Genomic DNA, 22,611 nt, shown 5'->3' with positions numbered 1-22,611 from the left:
GGGCTTTCCGACAGATAGGTCTTTTGTAAAGAAGGAAAATGTGATAGTGTATAAAGTAGAGAAAACAGATAGAAATTGAAAAGAAAAAGGAAGAGACGTCACAGAAAACAGAAAGGAAAACCAGAGAGGAAAAGAAGGGAGAGGGAAGATGGCAAACATATTTGATATTTTGGGACCGGTTATGGTGGGACCCAGCAGTTCCCATACGGCAGGCGCCGCGAGGATCGGATTTATGGGAAGAAAGCTGTTCGGAGGACAGCCGGATAAGGTGACGGTGTATCTGCACGGCTCTTTTGCCGCTACAGGAAAGGGGCATGGGACAGATAAGGCCCTGATCGCAGGACTTTTGGGGATGAAGCCGGATGATATGAGGATCCCGGACAGCTTTGAGATCGCAAAGGAAAAGGGAATGGAATTTTCTATTGTCAAGAAAGACCTGAAGGGAGCACATCCCAATACGGCGCTTCTGGTGATGGAAGGAGAAGGAAAAAAGACACTGAAAATACAGGCATATTCCATCGGCGGAGGCAGGATACGGGTCAGCAAGCTGGGAGATGTGGACGTGAATTTCAGCGGAGAGTCGAATACTCTGATCATTCGGAATGTGGATCAGCCGGGGAGGATCACGGAGGTATCCAAAGCTCTCAGCAAAGAAGATGTGAATATCGCCACGATGCAGGTGTTCCGTGATAAGCGGGGAGGACTGGCTGTTATGGTGGTGGAGACAGATCAGAAGGTATCAAAGGAAGCGATCGCAGAACTGGAGAAAAAAGAGGGAATACTCCGGGTTATGTTTTTGGAAGCGTATCACGCAGAGTAAGTGGAGGAAAAGAGATGGCATACCAATCAATAGAAGACATTGCAAAAAGATGTGAGAAAGAAGGGATAGAGTTCTGGAAAGCCATACAACTGGAAGATATGGAAGACAGAGGAGCGTCAGAGGAAGAATCCTGGAACGGAATGTGTGGGATATGGAGGACCATGGAAAGTGCTATTGAGGCGTATGAGGAAGATCAGGTATCTTCGGGAGGCCTTGTGGGCAGCGAAGGAGCGAAAATGGAAGCCTACCAGAAGAAGGGAGAGGCTCTATGCGGAGATTACATGGCAAAAGTCATGACGGTAGCTCTGAAAATGGGCTGCAATAACGCCTGTATGAAAAGGATCGTGGCGGCTCCCACGGCAGGAGCCTGCGGAGTGATGCCGGCGGTACTGGTTCCCTATAAAAAAGAATACGGGATCCCGGAAGAACATATGATAGAGGCCATGTATGTGGCGGCAGGAATCGGGCAGGTGATCGCCAGCCGGGCCTATCTGGCCGGGGCATCCGGTGGCTGTCAGGCGGAGATCGGATCCGGCTCCGGGATGGCGGCAGGAGCCATCTGTTACCTGCGGGGAGGCACCGTAAGCCAGATCGGACATGCCTGTGCCATGGCGCTGAAGAATCTGATGGGACTGGTCTGTGATCCGGTGGCGGGTCTGGTGGAAGTTCCCTGTGTCAAGAGAAATGTGGGCGGAGCCGTCAACGCCATGGCTGCCGCCGATATGGCGCTGGCCGGGATCGAAAGCCAGATTCCGGTGGATCAGGTGATAGACGCCATGAAGGAAGTAGGAGATAAGATGGACAGCAGCCTGAAGGAGACGGGGATCGGAGGAGTGGCAGGAACTGCGGCCGGTCAAGCCGTTGCACAGCGTCTGGGCGTCTGATGGAAAAGAAGAGCTTCCGCAGACCCTGAAACGGCCGGCCGGCAGGGCAAAATCAGGAAAATCTTTTTGACGGTGCTTAAGGCGGGACAGACAAAAGGAGAAAGCTATGACAAGAAAAAAACGCATCCAGGAAATTGCGGCAGTGGCGCTGGGTATCCTCATTTTTCTTATGATAACAGTGACAGTCTATGTACTGTCAAAAGGTTCTGAAAGCGCGTCCAGACAGGAGGCGGTTCTGTCCACGGAAAAGGTGAGAGAGATGAATCTGGCAAGCAACAGGGAGGGAAATCAGGGGACACTTCCGGCGCCGGAAGGAGTTATGGTCACGGCGGTTCCCGAAGTCATGGAATTTTCGAAGGCAGGCCAGAAAGGACAGGAAACGACGGAGCCATCACCAGAGGCAGTCGAGGAACCGGCGGCGGAGGAATCCTTTTGTTTTCCTGCCAGTGATACCACTTTTATCACAGAGGAAGAAGCATCAGCCCTTTCTCCGGAGCAGGCGCAGCTGGCCATCAATGAGATCCTGGCAAGAAGAGGGAGGCGATTTCAGGAGCCGGAGCTGCAGGCATATTTCGACAGCCAAAGCTGGTACATGGGAACCATAGCGCCGGAAGTATTTGATGCCAATCGTACCCTGTATCTCAATGAAGTAGAAATTTATAACGTAAACCTGTTGTCGACGTATCGCTAAGAAAATGGAGAGACGAAGGATGTTTTGGGAAAAGTGGAAGCAGGATAACCGGGCAAGCAGAAAAGAAGAGATCCCAAAAGAAAGCCGGGGCAGCTGTGGCAAAGCAGAATGGGAAGTCCTTGAAGAGACGGTTTACGGGCCTTTTCTCCCGGAAGAGTTTGAATTTGACCAGCTGGAGATAGAAGAGGGGAAAAAGAAAAAGTGGAAGACTCCTACAGTCCTTGCCAGGATCCTGATCCTGGAGGCAGGAGTGGCTGCTCTGACGCTGGTAGTCATGATCCTGGTGCTGACGAATGTGCTGGGGGCAGAAAGCGCAGTCAGGCGCTATGCAGAGGCAAGGTCGGACAAAGACTGGAATGCCATGTACGAGATGTTAGAGTACCGGGATGTCCCGGAAGGCTTTTTGGGAAAGCGGGCCTTTGTGACAGCCATGACGGTAGCAGGAGGCAGGGAGGTAGGAGAGCCAAAAAAGATCCGGAAAGTGGCACAGACGGGAAAGCGGGCGAGATTCTGCATCTGTTATGAGAAAAACCAGGAAGAATTTTGGGAAGAGATCGGAATGGTCCGGAAGGGATTATTCTGGAAGGTAGAAGACAAGGGCCTTTTGATCCGTCAAGTAGACCTGAAGGTGCCCCGGAACGCCGGATTGAGGCTGGATGCCGTGCCTGTCAGTCAGCGGGTAAAGCCGGTCCAGACGGAAACCTGCGATATATACAGAGTGCCGGGAATATTTGGCTATGTGCACTATGTGGAGATCAAACGGGAAGGAATGGAAGATATTCAAAAAATCGTAGATCTGTCCAAAAGAGGCTATGATGAAGTTCAAAATCCGGTAGAGATCGCGGCAGATCCGAATATTTTGCCGGAATCTGTGCAGCAGGTATCTTCACAGGCAGTTCAGGAATTTCAGACGCTGATGGAAGGAAGTCTTAAAAAGGACGAGGTCGGAAAGATCGAAATCCTGGGAAAGATGCATAAAACCTGTAAAAAGATGGTGCATGAGAAATATCGGGGATTTCGGGATCATGTCCTGTGCGGGAAAGAAAAAAATACGGAGGTGGCGACACTGCTGCTGTCCAGTGGGGAAGCGACAGCACGGGCGGAAGAAAGAGGTAAGAAAGGGGAAACGATCATCCGGGTAGATCTTTCCGGGGAATACACCTGCCAATATGAGGAAGGCCAGAATATATCTGCCAAAAAAGGAACCTATGCGGCAGTGCTTTGGTACATACAGCAGGGAGACACATGGAAGATCTATGACATCGCTTTTCCGGATCTTTAGTGAAAGACCGGGAAAAGGAAGAGAGAAAGACAAACAGACAGCAAAGTAGAGCACAGAAGGAAAGAGGAGAAGCAAATGGATACAGTCAAGGAGTTTTTAAGGCGAAAAGATATTGTTATTTCTGTCAAAAGATATGGAATAGATGCATTGGGGGCCATGGCGCAGGGCTTGTTTTGCTCCCTGCTGATAGGAACCATCATCAATACCTTGGGTACGCAGCTGGGAATTTCCTGGCTGACCAGAACCGTTGCCGTTATCAATGAGACAGAATACACGGTAGGGTCTATGGCGTCGGCAATGAGCGGGCCGGCGATGGCGGTGGCCATCGGCTATGCCCTGAACAGTCCGCCTCTGGTGTTGTTTTCTCTGATTACCGTAGGATTTGCATCCAATGCACTGGGAGGCGCAGGAGGGCCGCTGGCTGTGCTGTTTGTGGCGATTTTTGCGGCGGAATGTGGAAAAGCGATCTCCAAAGAAACCAAGATTGATATTTTGATTACACCTCTTGTGACGATCGGAGTGGGGATCCTGCTTTCTGCCTGGTGGGCGCCTGCTATCGGAGGTGCAGCTATCAAAATGGGAAGCCTTATCATGTGGGCGACAGACCTTCAGCCGTTTTTGATGGGAATTCTGGTGTCGGTGCTGGTGGGGATCGCACTGACCCTACCCATTTCTTCCGCTGCTATTTGTGCGGCGTTTGGCCTGACCGGCCTGGCAGGAGGAGCTGCGGTGGCAGGCTGCTGTGCCCAGATGATAGGATTTGCAGTGATGTCTTTTCGGGAAAACGGAGTGGGGGGACTGATCTCACAGGGGGTGGGAACGTCCATGCTCCAGATGGGAAATATTGTGAAGAATCCCAAAATATGGATCCCGCCTATTCTGGCATCGGCCATCACGGGACCTATCGCCACCTGCGTGTTCCGTCTGGAGATGAACGGACCTGCTGTTTCTTCCGGAATGGGGACCTGTGGCTTTGTAGGACAGATCGGTGTCTATACAGGATGGGCTGCCGATGTGGCAAACGGCGTCAAAGAGGGGATCACCGCCATGGACTGGGCAGGAATGGGGTTGATCTGTTTTATCCTTCCGGCCGTGCTCTCCGCAGTATTTTGCTACATCCTGAAAAAATGGGGATGGATCAAAGCGGGAGACATGAAACTGGATTAAAAGCTGTCAGGGATCAACAAAGCCCAGGCAGCAGGAAAAAAGGAGAAGGAGACTGCCGGATAAGACCTACAAGACATCTGAAACGTAAAGGAAACGGTGGAAATCTGATGCAATACAAAGGCGGTAGAAATATCGCCTTTTTTCATTCTCAGAAGATATCATACGGGAGCCGGGGTTCATTCCCATACGCAAAAAGCAGCTGCAGAATTGTTTTTTTATCAGTGCAAAGGGGAAAAAAGTGTTGTATAATGAAAGGGATTTTTTAGGAAGAACAGTAACAAGCAGTTTGAAAAGCAGGGAGGAAAAGGATATGCCATTGGTTACGTCAAAAAACATGCTGGCAGACGCCCAGAGGGGGCAGTATGCGGTGGGAGCATTTAATGTAGAAAACATGGAAATGGTAAAGGCTGTGATCGCGGCGGCAGAGGAATTAAAGGCGCCAGTCATGCTGCAGACTACGGCGTCTACGGTGAAATACGGGACGTTGGAAACCTACTTTGCTATGGTGCGGGCAGAGGCAGAAAAGGCCAGCGTTCCGGTATGCCTGCATCTGGATCACGGAAACAGCTTTGAACTGGCTGTTCGTGCCATAAAGGCAGGGTATACGTCTGTGATGATGGATGGATCCCAGGAAGATTTTGAAGGGAATGTGGCGGTGACAAAACGGGTGGCGGATGTGGCCAATGCCCTTCAGATCCCCATAGAAGCAGAGCTTGGGAAGGTCGGAGGAAAAGAAGATGATCTGGAGGCAGAGGCGGATACCAATACGGATCCCGAAGAGGCCAGGATATTTGTGGAGAGGACGGGCGTCACTTCTCTTGCAGTAGCCATCGGAACCGCCCATGGCTTCTATGCAGGGACACCGGTTCTGGATAAAGAACGGGTTTCCCAGATCCGCAGCAAGGTCTCTGTTCCGCTGGTGCTTCACGGAGGCTCCGGACTTAGCGACGAAGACGTAAAGGACTGCATCGCAAGAGGAATGTGCAAGGTCAACTTTGCAACGGAGCTGCGGGCAGCGTATACGGGAGCGGTGAAAAAGCTGCTGGAAGAGGAGCCGGGAACCATCGATCCGAAAAAGTTGGGACAGGTGGGGATGGAAGCAGTCAAACAGCTGGTAAAAGACCGGATAAAAGTCTGTGGATGCAACGGAAAAGCAAACGAGGGTAAGCGTGCAGAATGAAACAATATTTGTTGGGAATCGATATTGGAACCAGTGCCTGCAAAACGGCACTTTTTACAGAGAATGGGGAAGTAGCTGCCACAGAGAGCGAGGGCTACCCTGTCTATTATCCGAAGAAGGGGTGGGCAGAACAAAACCCGGAGGAATGGTGGGAGGCTGTCTGCAGGGCGGTCAGGAGAATGCTGGAGCGCTCAGGGATAGAAGCTTCTAAGATTGCAGGAATCGGGATCGACGGGCAGAGCTGGTCAGCTATCCCGGTGGACAAAGAGGGGCGCGTCCTGTGTCATACGCCTATCTGGATGGATACCCGTGCAGATGAAATCTGCAGGGAGATCAGGCAGTCGTTCGGAGAGGAACGGCTGTTTGAAGTCAGCGGAAATCCATTTATGCCTTCCTACTCCATGCCCAAGGTGCTCTGGTATAAAAAGCATAGGCCGGAGGTCTATAAACGCACGGAAAAAATCCTGCAGTCCAACAGTTATATTGCTTTTTGCCTGACAGGAGAGATGACACAGGAACTGTCCCAGGGATATGGATGGCAGTGTTTTCATATGCGAAAGGGAACGTGGGAGAAGGAACTCTGCAAAGAGATGGGAATAGACACTTCTTTTTTGCCGGAGATCTTCCCTTGTCATGCCATCATCGGAAACGTTACGAAAAAAGCGGCCCAAGAGTGTGGACTGGTGGAAGGGATCCCTGTAGCGGCAGGAGCGCTGGATGCTGCCTGTGGCACGCTGGGAGCAGGGGTTTTGCAGGAGGGAGAGACCCAGGAGCAGGGCGGCCAGGCAGGCGGCATGAGTATCTGCACCAAAGAGTACCGGGCGGACAGACGATTGATCTTAAGCTACCACGCCACGTCGGATAGCTGGCTGCTGCAGGGAGGAACCGTAGGAGGCGGCGGAGTCCTCCGATGGCTGGAAAGAGAGCTGGGAGATGTGGAGAGGATAGAGGCGAAAAACAGAGGGACTTCTTCGTTTCAGCTGTTGAATGAGATCGCTGACAAGGTTCCGGCAGGAAGTGACGGCCTGATCTTTCTGCCTTACATGGCGGGAGAGCGTTCTCCGATTTGGGATCCGGACGCAAAAGGGGTCTTCTACGGTCTGGATTTTGAAACGACAAAGGGGCATCTGGTGCGGGCTGCCATGGAAGGCGTGGCCATGTCTCTTCGCCACAATCTGGAAACGGCCAAAGAAGCGCATGCAGCCGTCAAGGAGCTTCGGGCCATGGGCGGTTCGGCAAACTCTCTTTTGTGGACGCAGATCAAGGCGGATGTAACAGGAACCAGGATTGTTGTTCCGTCTTCGGATACGGCAACCACGCTGGGAGCAGTCATGCTGGCGGGAGTAGGCATCGGCATGTATAAGAGCTTTGAAGAGGCTGTGAAAAAGACGGTAACATACAGGAGAGTGCATGAGCCGAACCCGAAGCATCGGGCTGTATATGATAAAAATTATGAAACCTATTTGGGCATCTATGAGAATTTGAAAGACCTGATGAAAGGAAAGGGATAAGTTTTGATGAAGGCAGCAGTCGTATGCGGAAATGAAGATGTAAGATATATGGATTATGAGGAACCACAGGTGCAGCCGGGGATGGTAAAGGTAAAGGTCCGGGTATCCGGGATCTGCGGATCGGACATTCCGCGGGTCCTGCACCATGGTGTCCATTTCTATCCTATTGTGCTGGGACATGAATTTTCCGGAGATGTGGTGGAAGTAGGAGAGGGAGTCACAAAGGTCCGCGTAGGAGACCGGGTATCGGGGGCGCCCCTTTTACCCTGTATGGGATGTGAGGACTGCCAGAAAGGAAACTATTCCCTGTGCAGACACTACAGCTTCATCGGTTCCAGACAGCAGGGAAGCAACGGAGATTATGTGGTGATCCCGGAAAAGAATGCAGTCGTGTTTGACCCGTCTGTTTCTTACGAGCAGGGAGCGATGTTTGAGCCGTCCACGGTGGCGCTCCATGGTCTTTTTCAGAATGATTACAGAGGCGGAGAACTGGTAGCCGTCCTGGGAGGAGGTACCATCGGTCTGTTTACCATGCAGTGGGCCAAAATTTTCGGAGCAAAAAAAGTAGTGGTATTTGACATCAGTCAAAAGCGGCTGGAGTTGGCCAAACGACTGGGGGCAGACGAGACCATCTGTTCTTTGGAGGAAGACTATATGGAGCAGGCAGGCAGGATCACCGAAGGAGCCGGATTTGGATACGTGTTTGAAACGGCAGGGCAGACAGCTACCATGGAAGCGGCCTTTTTGCTGGCGGCCAACAAAGCTTCCGTTTGCTTTATCGGAACGCCGCACAAGGATCTGACATTCTCTCCGGCAGTCTGGGAGCAGATGAACCGGAAGGAATTTAAGCTGACCGGATCCTGGATGTCTTACAGCGCGCCGTTTCCGGGGCGGGAATGGGAACTGACGGCCCACTATTTTGCCACGGGACAGCTACGGTTTGATCCGGCGTTGATATTCCAAAAATTCCCCATGAGCCGGGCGCAGGAAGCATTTCAACTGTTTAAGGAGCCGGGAAAGGTAAAAGGAAAGATTCTGCTGGTAAATGAAAGCGGGGAGCAGGAAGCGTAAAAGCATACAAAAGGCAGAAGGCCGGAAAAGAGCGAAAAAGACCTAAAAATAGGAAACTAATAGTTTAACGGACAGGAAGAAGACAGAAGCAGCAGTTGGGAGAGAGAATATGATTTTGACAGTGACGCTGAATGCGGCTATCGACAAGAGGTATGTGATAGAAAACTTCCGGGAGGGGGAAGTGAACCGGGTGAAGGAATGCAGGTATGTTCCCGGCGGAAAAGGTCTGAATGTGTCTAAAACGGCAGTGATCGCAGGGGAACAGGTGGTTGCCTCCGGGTTTGTAGGAGGTCACGCAGGCGCCTACATCGAAGAAGCCCTGGAAAAATATGGGGTGGAGCATGATTTTTTCCACCTGTCGGGAGAAAGCCGTACCTGCATCAATATCTGGGATGAAAAAAAGCAGCTGCAAACAGAATGCCTGGAACCGGGAGCGGCGGTATCACCGGAAGAATTCCGGGGATTTTTAGAGCGGTATCAAAAGCAGCTGCCAAAGGCGGATGTGATCGTATTATCCGGGAGTGTTCCCAAAGGATTGGATGAGAGTACTTACAGAAGACTGATCAGACTGGGAAAAGAGGCCGGGAAAAAAGTGATACTGGATACCAGCGGCAGGCTTCTGGAAGAAGGGATTAAGGAGAAACCATATCTGATCAAGCCCAATATTGACGAGATCCGTATGCTGACGGGGAGTGCGTGTAAGGATCTGGCGGAGATCGGAAAAGCAGCCAGAGCACTGCAGGAAGACGGCATAGAGATGGTGGTGGTATCGCTGGGAAAAGACGGAGCAGTGGCGGCAACAAAAAAGGGAATCTTCCGGCTGACAGTACCGCAGATACAAGCCGTCAATACGGTGGGCTGCGGAGATACCATGACGGCCGGATTTGCAGCAGGACTCAGCAGGGAGCTGGAGCCTGAGGAGATCCTGAAACGGGCAACGGCCATGTCCACAGCCTCTGCGCTGCGGGAAGAAACCGGATATTTTCTGCGGGAGGATATGGAAGACATTCTGAAACAGATCAGCCTCACAGAAATGCAGGCTTAAAAATATCCGAAAGCAGGGGCGGGATCTGAAAAGCAGCGATCGGGAAACGTTGGATCTGCCGGTGTATCCGGATGAAGAGACGGAAGCAGGAAAAAGGCAAAAAAGTGCCATAAGATAGGCAAAAAATTGGTCGTGACGAAAAAGGAAACTTGCTATAATGACGGCAGGAGGGCGGAACGGGAAGGAGGAGACAATGTTTTACATAGGAATTGATTTGGGAACGTCGGCTGTGAAACTGTTATTGATGGATGAAGAGGGGGGGATACACAAGATCGTATCCAGAGAATATCCTATTTTCTTTCCAAAGTCAGGATGGTCCGAGCAGAATCCGGAGGACTGGCTGGATGCGGCGATAGACGGAATAAAAGAGTTGACAGCGGACTGTAAGAAAGAGCTGGTGGCCGGGATCGGGTTCGGGGGTCAGATGCATGGACTGGTGGCCCTGGATCAGAACGATCAGGTGATCCGGCCGGCGATCCTTTGGAACGATGGGAGAACAGGACAGGAGACAGATTATCTGAACCGGGAGATCGGAAAGGAGAAGCTGTCAGAGTGCACAGCGAACATTGCCTTTGCCGGCTTTACGGCGCCCAAACTCCTGTGGATGAAAAAGCATGAGCCGGAGAAATTTGCAAAGATCGAAAAGATCATGCTTCCAAAAGACTATCTGGCTTACCGGTTGTCAGGAGTCTTTTGTACAGATGTTTCGGATGCGTCAGGGATGCTGCTGATGGATGTTAAGAACAGAAAATGGTCCCGGGAAATGCTGGAGGTCTGCCAGATCCGGGAGAGTCAGCTGCCCAGACTGTATGAAAGCTATGAAGTGGTAGGAACGCTGGTTCCTGCTTTTGCAAGAGAGCTGGGACTTCCTGAGACGGTGAAGATCGTGGCGGGAGCAGGAGACAATGCGGCTGCCGCCATCGGAACGGGAACGGTAGGAGAGGGCAGATGCAATATTTCTCTTGGAACGTCCGGAACGATTTTTATTTCCAGCAAGACCTTTGGGGTGGATGCCAATAATGCCCTGCATTCTTTTGCGCATGCAGACGGACACTATCACCTTATGGGATGTATGCTGAGCGCCGGATCCTGTAACAAATGGTGGAACGAAGCGATCCTGCGGACGAAAGATTTTGTAAAAGAACAGGAACAGATCAAAAAGCTGGGAGAAAACCAGGTGTTCTATCTGCCGTATTTGATGGGAGAACGTTCGCCGCATAATGATCCCAATGTAAGGGCGGCATTCCTTGGAATGTCCATGGACACAGCAAGGGAGGATATGACATTGGCGGTTTTGGAAGGAGTAGCCTTTGGCCTGAGGGATTCGTTAGAAGTGGCAAGATCTCTGGGCGTGCCTATCACACGGACAAAGATTTGCGGAGGCGGAGCAAGGAGTCCACTTTGGAGAAAGATCATCGCCAATGTGCTGAATCTGAAGGTGGATGTTCTGGAGAGCGAAGAAGGACCGGCGCTGGGAGGAGCCATGCTGGCTGCGGTAGGCTGCGGAGTCTACAAGGACGTGGAGAGCATTACCCAGAAGCTGGTAAAGGTAACAGATACGGTGGAACCGGAGCCGGAACTGGTGGCAAAGTATGAAGAAAGATACCGTCGGTTCAGGGAGATGTATCCGGCAGTGAAAGGACTGTATCGCTAGAAAAAAAGGAGAAAAGCCATGAACACATACTTAGAAACGTTGTTTGGACTTCAAGGAAAAACGGTAGTGGTAACGGGAGGCGGCCAGGGAATCGGTCAGGTAATTGCCTGCGGTTTCGCGAAAGCAGGGGCAGAAGTGGTGATTCTGGGAAGAACCTCTTCCAAAATTGAAAAAACTGCAGAACTGATTGAAAGAGATGGCGGAAAGGCATATGCAGTAACTGCAGATGTTGCAAATGAAGCAGCGGCGAAGAAAGCAGTAGAAGAGATTGTAAAGAAATCGGGAAAGATAGATGTATTGTATAACTGCGCGGGGATTTGTATGCATCAGACAACGTTTGAGGCTACGGCGGCAGAGCTTAGAGAAGTGATGGATATCAACTGGATGGGCTCTCTGATCATGTGCAGAGAAGTGGCGAAAGAGATGATGAAAAATAGGGAGGATGCAAAAGGCATACGTGGAAGCATCATTAACATGGCATCTATTTCGGGAAGCATTGTAAATATTCCACAGTGGCAGGTTTCATACAATTCTTCTAAAGCGGCGGTAATCCAGATGACCAGATCTCTTGCCCTGGAGTGGATGGAGTACGGGATCCGGGTTAATTCCCTGAGTGCAGGATACATTGCCACACCTATGTCAACGGATCCGTCCATGAGTATGGCTGACGAATGGCTTCCGTTGATACCGGCAGGGAGAATGGCAGATCCAGAGGAACTGATGCCGGGTATCTTGTACCTGGCTTCCAATGCTGCGGCATATGCCACCGGAAGCGATATTGTGGTAGATGGGGGATATACATTAAGATAGCGGTATATTGCAAAGAAAGGATGAATCTCATTTTGTTGAAGATTCATCCTTTTTTTTGTGCGTAAGGCAGAAGGTCTTGTTTTTCGTGTTGCAGTTTTGCAGGAAAATATAGTGCGGAATAAAAATCTGTAGATCAGAAGTATATGTTACATAAAATTTCAAGTCTCTGCGAGTTATGAAAGGCGGTTTAATTGATCAGTATCCGCACATTGTGTTTGGAGGTAATGGTTTCCAGAGTCCTGGAAACGGATTCAGGGTAGTCGTACTTGTCTGTGATGATGCAGTCAATACGATCGTAAGAAGAAAGAAAAAAAGGAGAGGCCGTTTCAAACTTAGTGTGATCTACCAAAAGATAATTTTCTCTGGATTTTTCCATCATAGCTTGCTTTGTATCCACTTCATGCAGACTAATATCAGTCAAAAGCTTGTCCAAAGAGACTCCTGTACAAGAAAAAAAAGATTTATCAGGATAGAATTCAGCAGCGCTTCGGATGGTTCTGGATCCATAGAGAGAATAATTGGTGCAATTATAAAATCCGGCCAAAGAGATCAGGGAAAGATGAGGATTGTCGATCTTGGCAGATTCCAGTAATACATTGATGGAGTTGGTAATAATTGTTAATTGAATATTACGGGGAATGTAATCCATCAAAAAAAGTGTGGTAGAGCTGTTGTCGATAAAAATAGTGTCTTTGTCCTGAATGAGAGAAGCGGCTTTTTGGGCGATCTTCTTCTTAGCGGGAATATTTCTTGCATGCCGTTGGGCAAATGGATATTCGTTGTTCAGTAGAGAGGTATGGTATTTTGCTCCAGCGGATACATGAAGAGGATTAGAATTTAAAATAGCGCCTCCATGAGTGCGGGAAAGGATTCCGTCCGCTTCTAAGTCGGATAAATCTCTTCGGATGGTTTCTTTGGAAGTGCGAAGAGTCTGAGCTAAAACGCTGACACTTACAGAAGTCTGCTGTGTCAAAAGATTAATAATTTCGGCTTTTCTTTCCTGGCTATACATAAGATTTCATCCTTTACAAGTAATTGGTATGATAAAAAGTATGATTTTTCAGATCGTGTTACGAATATGATATATGCTGACAGCAAAAACTACAACCCCATGTTTGCATAAGAAATATTTAGGATAAAACTTTATTGGATCCTCTTTGAAAGCTGCGTCAAGTTTTCCTGAAGCCAAAAGAGATTTTGTTGCGGGGTAAAAAACTGCAGTCAAGAAGTTCTCTTCCTGAAGGAAGAGAAAAAGGATCGCCTCCGGAATGAGAGAAAGATCCCAAATTGTGACAAGACAATCCATGCAGGCATGAGTCTTTCAAAAAAGAAAATAACACAAAAGCAGTCAAAAAACAATATAAAAACAAGAAAGTTAAATAAATAACGGAAGCAATCAAGTGAAATAATAAAAAGAAGGAGGTAGAAATCAAAGAGAAAAGCATAAAAAAGACAAAAAAATGCCATGAAAAGGGCAAAAAAGTGAATTGACTATTGAAAAGTAGAATAGTAATATATATGAGAAATAGTCAAAATGCACAAAATAAACCAGATGAAAACTTAGTTTAAAAGTGAAAATCACAATAAAAACAGGGAAAACAGACAAAAACAAAAAAACAGATAAAAACAAAAGGAGGGAAGGACAAGGTGGGACAAGAAATTAAATTGCGCGTGAGTGGGATCAACAAGTCTTTTCCAGGAGTAAAAGCACTGGATCATATTAATTTCGAAGTGCGAAAAGGAACGCTGCATGCATTGTGCGGAGAAAACGGAGCGGGAAAGTCTACACTGATGAAGATTATCAACGGATTGTACAAGGCTGATTCCGGGAAGATATACATAGACGGAAAGCCGGTTGACATTAAAAACCCGATCCAGGCGAGGGAGTTGGGAATCGCTATGATTGCCCAGGAACTTAATTATGTGCCGGAAATGTCCATTGAAGAAAATCTTTTTCTGGGCAGGCTTCCGATAAATAAATGGGGAAAAGTGAACTGGAAACAGGTACGCGAAGAAACGGTCGCATTATTAAAAAAAGAAGGTCTGCCCTATAGTCCCAAACAAAAGCTGAAGATGCTGACAGTTTCAGATATTCAAATGCTAGAGATCATTAAAGCTATTTCCAATCATGCACAGATCGTTATCATGGATGAACCGACATCGGCGATCACGAATAGAGAAGTAGAAATACTGTTTCAAAAGATTGGTGAATTGAAAAAGCAGGGAGTGAGTATCATTTATATTTCCCATAAAATGGATGAAGTGTTTCAGATTGCGGATGATATCACTATTTTGAGAGACGGGCAGACTGTCTGGACGAAGGCGGCTGCAGAAACAAATTTGGATGATGTGATCACTGCTATGGTGGGGCGGAAAATGGAAAATGCTTATCCAAAAGAAAAGGTTCCCATAGGGGAAGTGATATTGGAAGTCTCCGGACTAGGAAGCAAAGGGGTATTTTCTGATGTAAATTTTACTGCGAGAAAAGGTGAGATTGTAGGATTTGCAGGATTGATGGGAGCTGGGCGAACTGAGACGATGCGGGCTATTTTTGGATTGGATCCTTACGATGCGGGAGAAATCAAAATTCATGGAGAAGCGGTCCGAATCAAAAAGGTAAGTGATGCAATTGGAAAAAGAATGGTAATGTTGTCGGAAGACAGACGGAGATTTGGGATTATTCCCATTAGAAGTGTGATGGAAAATGCAAGTATTTCCAGTTTGGACAAATTTTTTTACGGGGGAAGAAGTCATCCCAGGGAAGAAAAAACGATGGTGGGAGAATATTTTCAGAAAATGAATGTAAAAACTCCAACTATGGAAACGGCGATAGAAGCTTTGAGTGGCGGAAATCAGCAAAAAGTGCTTTTGGCCAAATGGATGCTGCGAAATCCGGAAGTCTTGATCTTGGATGAACCTACCCGGGGAATTGACGTAGGAGCAAAGTTTGAAATCTATAAGCTGATGACAGATATGGTAAAAGAAGGAAAGTCGGTCATCATGGTATCTTCAGAATTACCGGAGCTGATCGGAATGTGCGATCGGATCTATGTGATGAATCAGGGAAGAATAACAGGCTGCCTTGAAAAGGAAGAATTTACGCAGACAACTATCATGAAATATGCGATGTCTTAGGAAGTAGTGGAGGATGAGATGAAAAATAAAAATATCAGCAGATTTGTAGAAAAGTATTCTATTTTTATTGTACTGGCATTCATGGTGGTCTTGTGTTCATTGATGAGTGAAAACTTTTTGTCAGTCAATAATTTTAAAAATGTAGCGAGGCAGCTTTCTGTTTCGATCATCATAGCTTATGGGGAAATGCTTCTGGTAATTGCCGGTCTGATCGATCTTTCTGTGGGATCTGTGCTGGCGTTGTCCGGCATTTTATCTATTGCGGCTTACCAGCATACAGGTTCCCTGGTGATAGGATTTATAGTTGCTATCGTTGTAGGAGTTTTGTGTAATCTGGTCAACGCAGTATTGGTGACCAATTTCAAAATGCCTCCATTTATTGCAACTTTGGCAGTTCAGATGTCCGCGAGAGGCGCGGCTCTATATTATACCCATGGACAGAACCTTCTTCAGTTGAAAAAGTACACGGTATTTGGACAGGGGAGTTTGGGACCGATACCAAATCCGATTATTTTTATGCTGATCATTACGGCAATTACTTGGTATATTGTGAATCACACGAGATACGGAAGGTCTCTGTATGCTATTGGAGGCAATGAGGGAGCTGCCATAGCGTCAGGGATCAATGTAAACAGAAGTAAATATCTTACCTATATTATTAACGGAGTGTTTGCGGGAATTGCAGGAGTGTTGTTTATGTCCAGAGTAAATGCAGGACTGCCCAATGGAGCAGTGGGATATGAAATGGAGGGGCTTACGGCAACCATAGTAGGAGGAACCAGTTTTTCCGGCGGTGTAGGTACGACTATGGGAACCTTGGTAGGAGCGTTCATTATAGGATTTTTGAACAATATTATGAACCTGACAGGAGTAGATTCTTATGTACAGCAAATGGTCAAGGGAGGGATCATTGCGTTTGCCGTTGCATATGACATCCTGTCAAAAAATAAAAAAACAAGGAAAGTGATCGTTGTGGAGGACGACGGGGAGAAAAAGTCCAAACAGCAGACCGGGAATTAGGAATGCATAAAGTGCAGAACTTTTAAACATACAAAAGGAGGATGTGAATATGAAAAAGAAAGTGGTAAGTGTGATGCTTGCAGTAGCTATGACGGCAGCTTTACTTGCAGGGTGTGGGGCAAAAACAGGAAGCGGAGAAAAGGATTCAAAAGAAAAGTATAAGGTGGCGTATGTAGCCCGGGCACAGGAGGATTCCTTTGCGGCATGGCTGGCGGATGAGATGAAGGCGGAATTCAAGAAATATGATGATATGACGCTGGAAGTGTTCGACGGAGAAGCAAATGATGAGAAAGAAAACAGCATTATTGAAAATTGTATTACAAACGGGTATGATGCCATTATTGTTCAGCCTAACAACGGAGAAGCACAATTGCCGTATATTCAACAGGTAGTAGACGCAGGGATTCCTTGTATTACTACAAATCCACGTGTAGACTGTGAAGGCACCGGATCGGTAGATGCGGATCCATATGAGCAGGCAAAAGTGAACTGCGAACTGGCTTTAGAACAGGTTCCGCAAGGAGCAAAGGTTGTTGTACTGAATGGTCCTGCCGGAAACTTTCACAGTACAGAGAGAAGAAAAGCATGGCAGAAGGAATTTTTTGACAAAAGACAGGATGTGGAGATTGTAGCGGAGGATATTGCAAGCTGGAATAAAGATGAAGCAATGGCGCTGATGGAAGACTGGGTACAGGCTTACGGGAAAATTGATGCGGTTATTTCCATGAATGATAATATGGCGGCAGGAGCTATTGAGGTAGTGAAGGACAATGCAGATTACAAAGGAATGTTGGCATATGGTGTAGACGGAACGGCAGAGGCCTGCCTTTTGATCAAAGAAGGACTTATGACTTCTACCGGCCTGCAGTCTGCGGGAGATCTGGCCAAAATGAATGTAGAGTACGTACATAAGGTATTAAAAGGGGAAATAAAAGTGACGGATGTTTATGACAACGTGCCGGCGCCATTGATCACATCAGAAAATGTTGATGAATATATTACAATGTATGAAAAGAATGGGCAGATTAAGAAATAATGCCGAAAGTAGGGACAGGCAACAGAAAAATGCCTGGTAAAAAGCTGGCAGGTCTTTTGGCTTGCCAGTTTGCAATTTGTATAAAAGAAATAGAATGGAACGATCAGGAGGGAATATATGAAAATGAAGGCTGCATATATGAAAGAAACAAACAAAATGGAGATTGGGGAGATAGATCGACCGGTTCCCAAGGCGGGACAAGTACTGGTACAACTGGATTATGTAGGAATATGTGGATCGGATGTCCATTATTTCCATCATGGGAGATGTGGATCCTATGTTGTGACAGAAGAATGCAAACCCTTCGTTCTGGGACATGAATGTGCAGGAACGATTGTTGAAATAGGAGAAGGAGTAAAGACACTGCAGTTGGGGGACCGGGTAGCGATTGAGCCGGGAATCACCTGCGGAACATGTGAATTCTGCAGGTCGGGAAGGTATAATCTTTGCCCGGATGTGGTATTTTTGGCGACACCGCCTGTGCAAGGATGCAATCAGGAATATCTTGTGTTTCCGGAACATCTTTGCTTTAAACTGCCGGAAAATGTAAGTACGATGGAAGGCGCGTTGGTGGAGCCGCTGTCAGTAGGAGTCCATGCAGCGAATCAGGGAGAGGTGACGGGGCAGGATGAGGTATTGATCCTGGGAACGGGTTGTATCGGGTTATGTACGCTTTTGGCCTGCAAAGGAAAGCATGTGAAAAGTATCACGGTAGTAGACGTGGTGGAAAGCCGCCTGCAAAAAGCAATGGAACTGGGAGCAACAAGAACGATTAATGCTTCGGAGAAAGATGCAGTGGAAGAAGTGAGGCGTTTGACGAATGGAATGGGGATAGATAAGGTGTTTGAAACGGCGGGCTCTCCCTTTACTATCAGTCAGACGGCGCATCTGGTGAAGCGAGGCGGCGTGATCGTGCTAGTAGGAATTGCAGCCACAGAAGAAATTTCGTTTAATTTTGCGCAGATCATGGATAAAGAGGCGACTATAAAATCTGTTTTTCGGTACAGAGATACCTATCCGCAGGCGATTCAAGCTATTTCAAAAGGGGAAATTGACGTAAAAAAGATTGTATCTCATGAGTTTTCTTTTGATCAAATTCAAAAAGCTTATGAAAGTGCGATCCAGGATAAAGAGCATGTGATAAAGGCAATTATAAAAATGCATTAAAAGTTGTTTGCACAACGGGATTTGTGTTGATAAAAGAGAGAGTGATCTACAGCGACGGTGAAATAATAGGTGAGAGGAATGCGATCTGAGAGAAAAAGGCGGCAAAGATGAGAAGCGGAGGGGAGACAGATGGAGCATTTTCTTGGAACAAATGAAATACAGCACGAATTTCCATTCAGATTATTGAAAAGGACAGGAAGAGAAGAAAAATCTATCTGGGAAAAGCATGGGCATAATGCTATTGAGATTGTAGCCGTATTTTGTGGAAAGGTAAGATGTTATGTGAATGATAGGGGAAAAGATCTTTCGGAGGGAGAATTCTTGATCGTAAATTCCAATGATATTCATGCAGTGGCAATAGACAGATTCGGTGAAATGATAGTGATACAGATCCCGCTGAACGTGTTTGGAAAATATTTGTCAGAGGATCATCGGATCTGCTTCGAACAAGAGGAAGAAAACAAAGATGAAACTTTTATGAAGCTGATTCGGCAGATGTATCAGGCTTATCAGGAAACAAAAGAAGGATTTGAATTTCGTGTACAAAGCTTGTTTTATCAGATTCTCTATTTGCTGGTAACACAGTATAGGAAAATGACAGAAATAGAGGGGCTGAAAGAAGGGAAACAGACGGGAAGGCTTTCGGAAATTATCACTTACATGGAAGAAAATTACAGCAGGGAGCTGACGTTGGAGCAGTTGGCACAGAAATTTGGGTATTCCGCTACTTATCTATCCCGAATGTTCCGAAAAGACGTAAAGATCAATTATAAAGAATACCTGACAAATATCCGCTTAGAACACGCTTATAGGGATCTGCGCAGTACAAGAATGCCGATCGTAGATATTGCGGTGAATAATGGATTTCCAAATAGCAAGGCATTTTCTAAGGCTTTTCAGAAAATATATGGGACATTGCCAAGTAAATACAGAAAGAGATAGGAAGTGTTTAACAATCAGATCTGCAGGAGAAAAGGCAACATAATTTATACGCTGATTCAAGCCCTTCTTGAAAAAGGAGGGTTTGATAAGGCATATGAATTCTGCTCTGCCAGACGCGTGTTTTCACTTACTTTTTTAATCCGACACAAAGCGGAATAGAATGGAGAACAGACTCTCTTTTGACGATTCTCCAAAAATTTGTTTTCTTCCCCCAGACTGTGTGATAGAATAGTTGAGGCTACAATTTAGGAATGAGATATTAGGAGGGTAAATTATGGGAAATCAGGAAATTATCCAGGTGGAAGACCGGGTACCGGCAAAGCTGTTGATTCCGCTAAGCTTGCAACACATGTTTGCAATGTTCGGAGCATCAGTGCTGGTACCTTTTTTATTTGGGATCAATCCGGCAATCGTTCTGTTTATGAACGGAGTGGGGACCCTGCTGTTTATTGCCATCACAAAAGGAAAAGCGCCGGCCTACCTGGGCTCTAGCTTTGCATTTCTGGCTCCGGCAGGAGTGGTGATCAGTGAAATGGGGTATCCGTATGCATTGGGCGGATTCGTGGTAGTCGGCCTGGGAGGCTGTATCCTGGCTCTCATTATCTATAAATTCGGTTCGGAATGGATCAATGTGGTACTTCCGCCGGCGGCAATGGGACCGGTGGTAGCACTGATCGGACTGGAACTTTCGGGAACAGCCGCACAGAATGCGGGACTTCTGGATGAAAAAATATCCATGGCAAATGTGCTGGTATTTGCAGTGACTTTGGGAGTTGCCGTGTTTGGAACGGTACTGTTCAGAGGATTTTTATCGGTCATCCCGATCCTGATCGCAGTGGTTGCAGGATACGTAACGGCGATCGCAACAGGAATGGTAGACTTTTCGGCAGTCAAAGCAGCTCCTTTCTTCGCTCTGCCAAACTTTCAGACACCAAAGTTCAGTCTGGAAGCTGTTTTGATCATCCTTCCGGTGCTGCTGGTGATCGCTTCGGAACACATCGGACACCAGGTAGTGACCAGTAAGATCGTAGGAAAAGACCTTCTGAAGGATCCGGGACTGCACAGATCTTTGCTGGGAGATAACCTGTCCACCATGATTTCAGGTCTGATTGGATCTGTGCCGACGACGACCTACGGAGAAAACATTGGAGTCATGGCTGTGACGAAAGTCTACAGCGTCAGGGTGATTGCCGGAGCGGCCATCCTTTCTATCATCTGCTCCCTGGTGGGAAAACTGTCCGCCCTGATCCAGACGATTCCCAATCCTGTGATCGGAGGCATTTCGTTTCTGCTGTACGGAATGATCGGAGCATCCGGAATCCGCATTCTGGTAGATTCAAAAGTGGATTATGGAAAATCCAGGAACCTTACGCTGACCTCTATCGTATTTGTGACGGGTCTGTCTGGCGTTATGGTAAAAATGGGCAGCATTCAGCTAAAGGGAATGGTGCTGGCCTGCGTGGTAGGAATGGTGCTGAGCCTGATCTTCCATGTGCTGGATCGGTTAAAACTGACAAATGACAGATAAAGAAACGAGATTTCAGATTCGGAATGTTGTAGGAATCATAGGGAAGAAAGAGAGAAAAGAGGGACGGATTGTATTCCTGCGGGATAGAATCCGTCCCTCTTTTCTGCTCCTTTGGGGAGCGGCAGTTTTGACTGTCAGAGATCCAGAGAACTGCTTGATAGAAGGGGGAATCTGCGTCGGTATTTCTGCCTGCATTATCGGGATTTTCCTATAAGCACATATAGAAAATACCTATAAATGAAGGCCTTATCAGAAAAAACAATAAGTAAAATGGTAGAAAAGAGAAGAGAACATCCGCTATAATGAGAAGGAAGTTTATTTTCGAGAAAATCGAGAGGGAACAAAAACACACGAGGAGGGAAGAACATGAGAAAGAAACTGGTCAGTCTTGTGCTGGCGGGCGTTCTGTTGTTTTCGCAGGGCGGTCTGGCAGTACGGGCGGCGGAACCTGAAGAGTCAGGGGCTGTCACGAATCAGGATCAGTCGATTACAGCTTCCGTAAATCCAACACAGATTGGAGAAGCAGGGGGAGATGTGACGCTGACTCTGAACGGACAGGGGTTGACGGCAGATGCGTGGAATGTAGACGTAAAAACATACACGCAGGACGGAAACATGGAGATGACGGGAAGATATCCGGCGGCAGTAAAGGAAAAAAGAGCGGATGGAGCGACTATTACCATACCGATCAACAAAATGAAAAACGGCCTGGAATATCGCATTTTGGTAACCGATTCAAACGGTAGCGAGATACAGCAGTTAAAGGTCATGCAGGATGGGAAAGCGGCAAGCACCGTTTCGCTGCTGCCTTCCACAGTTGCCATGACAGACGATACAACGGTGGTGGCAACCTTTGAGCAGGATGTGACAGCCGGAGGAGAAGCAGAGAAGATCAAGCCGCTGATCTATCTGGCATCGGATGGAGACGATCAGGCGAACCGCAGGAATCTGGAAGCGGCAGACACTGTGACGGTAGAAGGAAAGACCGTGACCATCAAGCTGGCCCAGAAATACGATGCAAAGGCGGACACGGCTCTCTATGTAAAAGAGGGAGCTCTGAAAACGGCGGACGGAAAGCTTGTGAAAGACTTTAAATGGGCGGTTATGTCAAGACCTCATGTAGATGATATCCAGGTAACACCGGGCATCCTCTCAGCAGAAGGCGGTCAGGTGGTGGCTACCCTGAAGGGCGTTCGGCTGGACACCTTGTCAAAAGATCAGATCCAGGCCAAGTTGATCCGGGGAGCAGAAACATCTCCGGCAGAAATCCCCATTGAAGTAACACCGGGAGCAGAGCCGACTCTGACCTATACATTGCCGGCCAACGAAACAGACAACACCATTAGTTATCTGCTGAAGGTAGAGGTAGACAAAGTGCCGATTTATGAGCCGACGGTGGAAAATCCGGCAAAGGCGGCCGTAGTGTCTGTACTTCCCAAGGGAAAGACCGCCGGGGATCAGACTTTAAGTCATATGAGCATCAGTGTATTATCCGGTTCAGAGGAGGGAGCAACCTCTACCCATGCAGTGGTAACGGTCCGCAAGTCTCTGGGACAACTGAAAGTCCATTTGAAATTAAGCGGAACCAATCTGGATGATACGAAAACAAAGATTCGTGCAGTGGATGAGAACGGCATTGTATGGCCGGTAATCCACGTACCGGAGTGA

At 47.6% G+C, this 22,611-nt stretch carries 19 protein-coding genes; 18 read left to right on the top strand and 1 reads right to left on the bottom strand.

Going from position 1 to position 22,611, the window contains the following annotated elements; all coding sequences use genetic code 11:
- The first annotated feature begins 148 nt into the window (after nucleotides 1-148).
- The 11 genes from sdaAB (at nucleotide 149) to SOW26_RS03545 (ending at nucleotide 12,115) form a co-directional block, all read left to right on the top strand.
- On the top strand, nucleotides 149-820 hold the full coding sequence (gene sdaAB / locus SOW26_RS03595; protein WP_154476696.1) for an L-serine ammonia-lyase, iron-sulfur-dependent subunit beta: 672 nt from the start codon (nucleotides 149-151) through the stop codon (nucleotides 818-820).
- Between the two features lie 14 nt (nucleotides 821-834).
- Nucleotides 835-1,704, top strand: coding sequence for an L-serine ammonia-lyase, iron-sulfur-dependent, subunit alpha (gene sdaAA / locus SOW26_RS03590; RefSeq protein WP_154476694.1), 870 nt, complete (start codon nucleotides 835-837; stop codon nucleotides 1,702-1,704).
- 106 nt (nucleotides 1,705-1,810) lie between these two features.
- Entirely contained in the window at nucleotides 1,811-2,395 is a 585-nt protein-coding gene (locus SOW26_RS03585; protein WP_276960238.1) for a YARHG domain-containing protein, read from the top strand.
- 19 nt (nucleotides 2,396-2,414) lie between these two features.
- Entirely contained in the window at nucleotides 2,415-3,677 is a 1,263-nt protein-coding gene (locus SOW26_RS03580) for a hypothetical protein (RefSeq protein WP_276960239.1), read from the top strand.
- Nucleotides 3,678-3,752: 75 nt separating this feature from the next.
- Entirely contained in the window at nucleotides 3,753-4,844 is a 1,092-nt protein-coding gene (locus SOW26_RS03575; protein WP_154476688.1) for a PTS sugar transporter subunit IIC, read from the top strand.
- 310 nt (nucleotides 4,845-5,154) lie between these two features.
- Nucleotides 5,155-6,024 carry a class II fructose-bisphosphate aldolase gene (locus SOW26_RS03570; RefSeq protein ID WP_276960241.1) on the top strand — a complete coding sequence of 290 codons (870 nt, stop codon included), beginning with the start codon at nucleotides 5,155-5,157 and terminating at the stop codon, nucleotides 6,022-6,024.
- Nucleotides 6,021-7,535 (top strand): xylulokinase, encoded by a 1,515-nt coding sequence (gene xylB, locus SOW26_RS03565; protein ID WP_320651902.1) that lies wholly within the window; start codon nucleotides 6,021-6,023, stop codon nucleotides 7,533-7,535. The genes SOW26_RS03570 and xylB (SOW26_RS03565) overlap by 4 nt, the downstream gene beginning before the upstream one ends.
- 6 nt (nucleotides 7,536-7,541) lie before the next feature.
- Nucleotides 7,542-8,606, top strand: coding sequence for a galactitol-1-phosphate 5-dehydrogenase (locus tag SOW26_RS03560; protein ID WP_276960242.1), 1,065 nt, complete (start codon nucleotides 7,542-7,544; stop codon nucleotides 8,604-8,606).
- A gap of 109 nt (nucleotides 8,607-8,715) precedes the next feature.
- Nucleotides 8,716-9,651, top strand: coding sequence for a 1-phosphofructokinase (gene pfkB / locus SOW26_RS03555; RefSeq protein WP_276960243.1), 936 nt, complete (start codon nucleotides 8,716-8,718; stop codon nucleotides 9,649-9,651).
- A 193-nt stretch (nucleotides 9,652-9,844) separates the two neighbouring features.
- The gene (gene xylB, locus SOW26_RS03550) at nucleotides 9,845-11,305 is read left to right on the top strand and encodes a xylulokinase (RefSeq protein WP_320651901.1); all 1,461 of its coding nucleotides are present in this window, start codon (nucleotides 9,845-9,847) and stop codon (nucleotides 11,303-11,305) included.
- A gap of 18 nt (nucleotides 11,306-11,323) precedes the next feature.
- Nucleotides 11,324-12,115, top strand: a complete 792-nt coding sequence (locus tag SOW26_RS03545) for an SDR family oxidoreductase (protein ID WP_276960245.1) — start codon at nucleotides 11,324-11,326, stop codon at nucleotides 12,113-12,115.
- Between the two features lie 187 nt (nucleotides 12,116-12,302).
- On the opposite strand, the gene SOW26_RS03540 is transcribed toward SOW26_RS03545, so the two are convergent.
- Complete coding sequence (locus SOW26_RS03540) at nucleotides 12,303-13,127, bottom strand: DeoR/GlpR family DNA-binding transcription regulator (protein WP_320651900.1); 825 nt, start codon at nucleotides 13,125-13,127, stop codon at nucleotides 12,303-12,305.
- Between the two features lie 635 nt (nucleotides 13,128-13,762).
- On the opposite strand from SOW26_RS03540, the gene SOW26_RS03535 reads away from it, so the two are divergent.
- The 7 genes from SOW26_RS03535 (at nucleotide 13,763) to SOW26_RS03505 (ending at nucleotide 22,611) form a co-directional block, all read left to right on the top strand.
- Nucleotides 13,763-15,250, top strand: a complete 1,488-nt coding sequence (locus tag SOW26_RS03535; RefSeq protein ID WP_276960247.1) for a sugar ABC transporter ATP-binding protein — start codon at nucleotides 13,763-13,765, stop codon at nucleotides 15,248-15,250.
- An 18-nt stretch (nucleotides 15,251-15,268) separates the two neighbouring features.
- On the top strand, nucleotides 15,269-16,270 hold the full coding sequence (locus tag SOW26_RS03530; RefSeq protein WP_276960248.1) for an ABC transporter permease: 1,002 nt from the start codon (nucleotides 15,269-15,271) through the stop codon (nucleotides 16,268-16,270).
- 49 nt (nucleotides 16,271-16,319) lie between these two features.
- On the top strand, nucleotides 16,320-17,306 hold the full coding sequence (locus SOW26_RS03525; RefSeq protein ID WP_276960249.1) for a sugar ABC transporter substrate-binding protein: 987 nt from the start codon (nucleotides 16,320-16,322) through the stop codon (nucleotides 17,304-17,306).
- A 117-nt stretch (nucleotides 17,307-17,423) separates the two neighbouring features.
- Entirely contained in the window at nucleotides 17,424-18,473 is a 1,050-nt protein-coding gene (locus SOW26_RS03520) for an NAD(P)-dependent alcohol dehydrogenase (protein WP_320651899.1), read from the top strand.
- Between the two features lie 129 nt (nucleotides 18,474-18,602).
- Nucleotides 18,603-19,415, top strand: coding sequence for an AraC family transcriptional regulator (locus SOW26_RS03515; protein ID WP_276960262.1), 813 nt, complete (start codon nucleotides 18,603-18,605; stop codon nucleotides 19,413-19,415).
- 274 nt (nucleotides 19,416-19,689) lie between these two features.
- Nucleotides 19,690-20,943 (top strand): uracil permease, encoded by a 1,254-nt coding sequence (gene uraA, locus SOW26_RS03510; protein WP_154476672.1) that lies wholly within the window; start codon nucleotides 19,690-19,692, stop codon nucleotides 20,941-20,943.
- 366 nt (nucleotides 20,944-21,309) lie between these two features.
- A complete protein-coding gene (locus SOW26_RS03505) occupies nucleotides 21,310-22,611 on the top strand; it encodes a hypothetical protein (protein ID WP_320651898.1) in 1,302 nt (433 codons plus the stop codon).

Origin of the sequence: Suipraeoptans intestinalis (assembly GCF_034091795.1) — a bacterium.
GTDB lineage: Bacteria > Bacillota > Clostridia > Lachnospirales > Lachnospiraceae > Suipraeoptans > Suipraeoptans intestinalis.
This window is presented reverse-complemented; position numbering and strand designations above follow the sequence as displayed.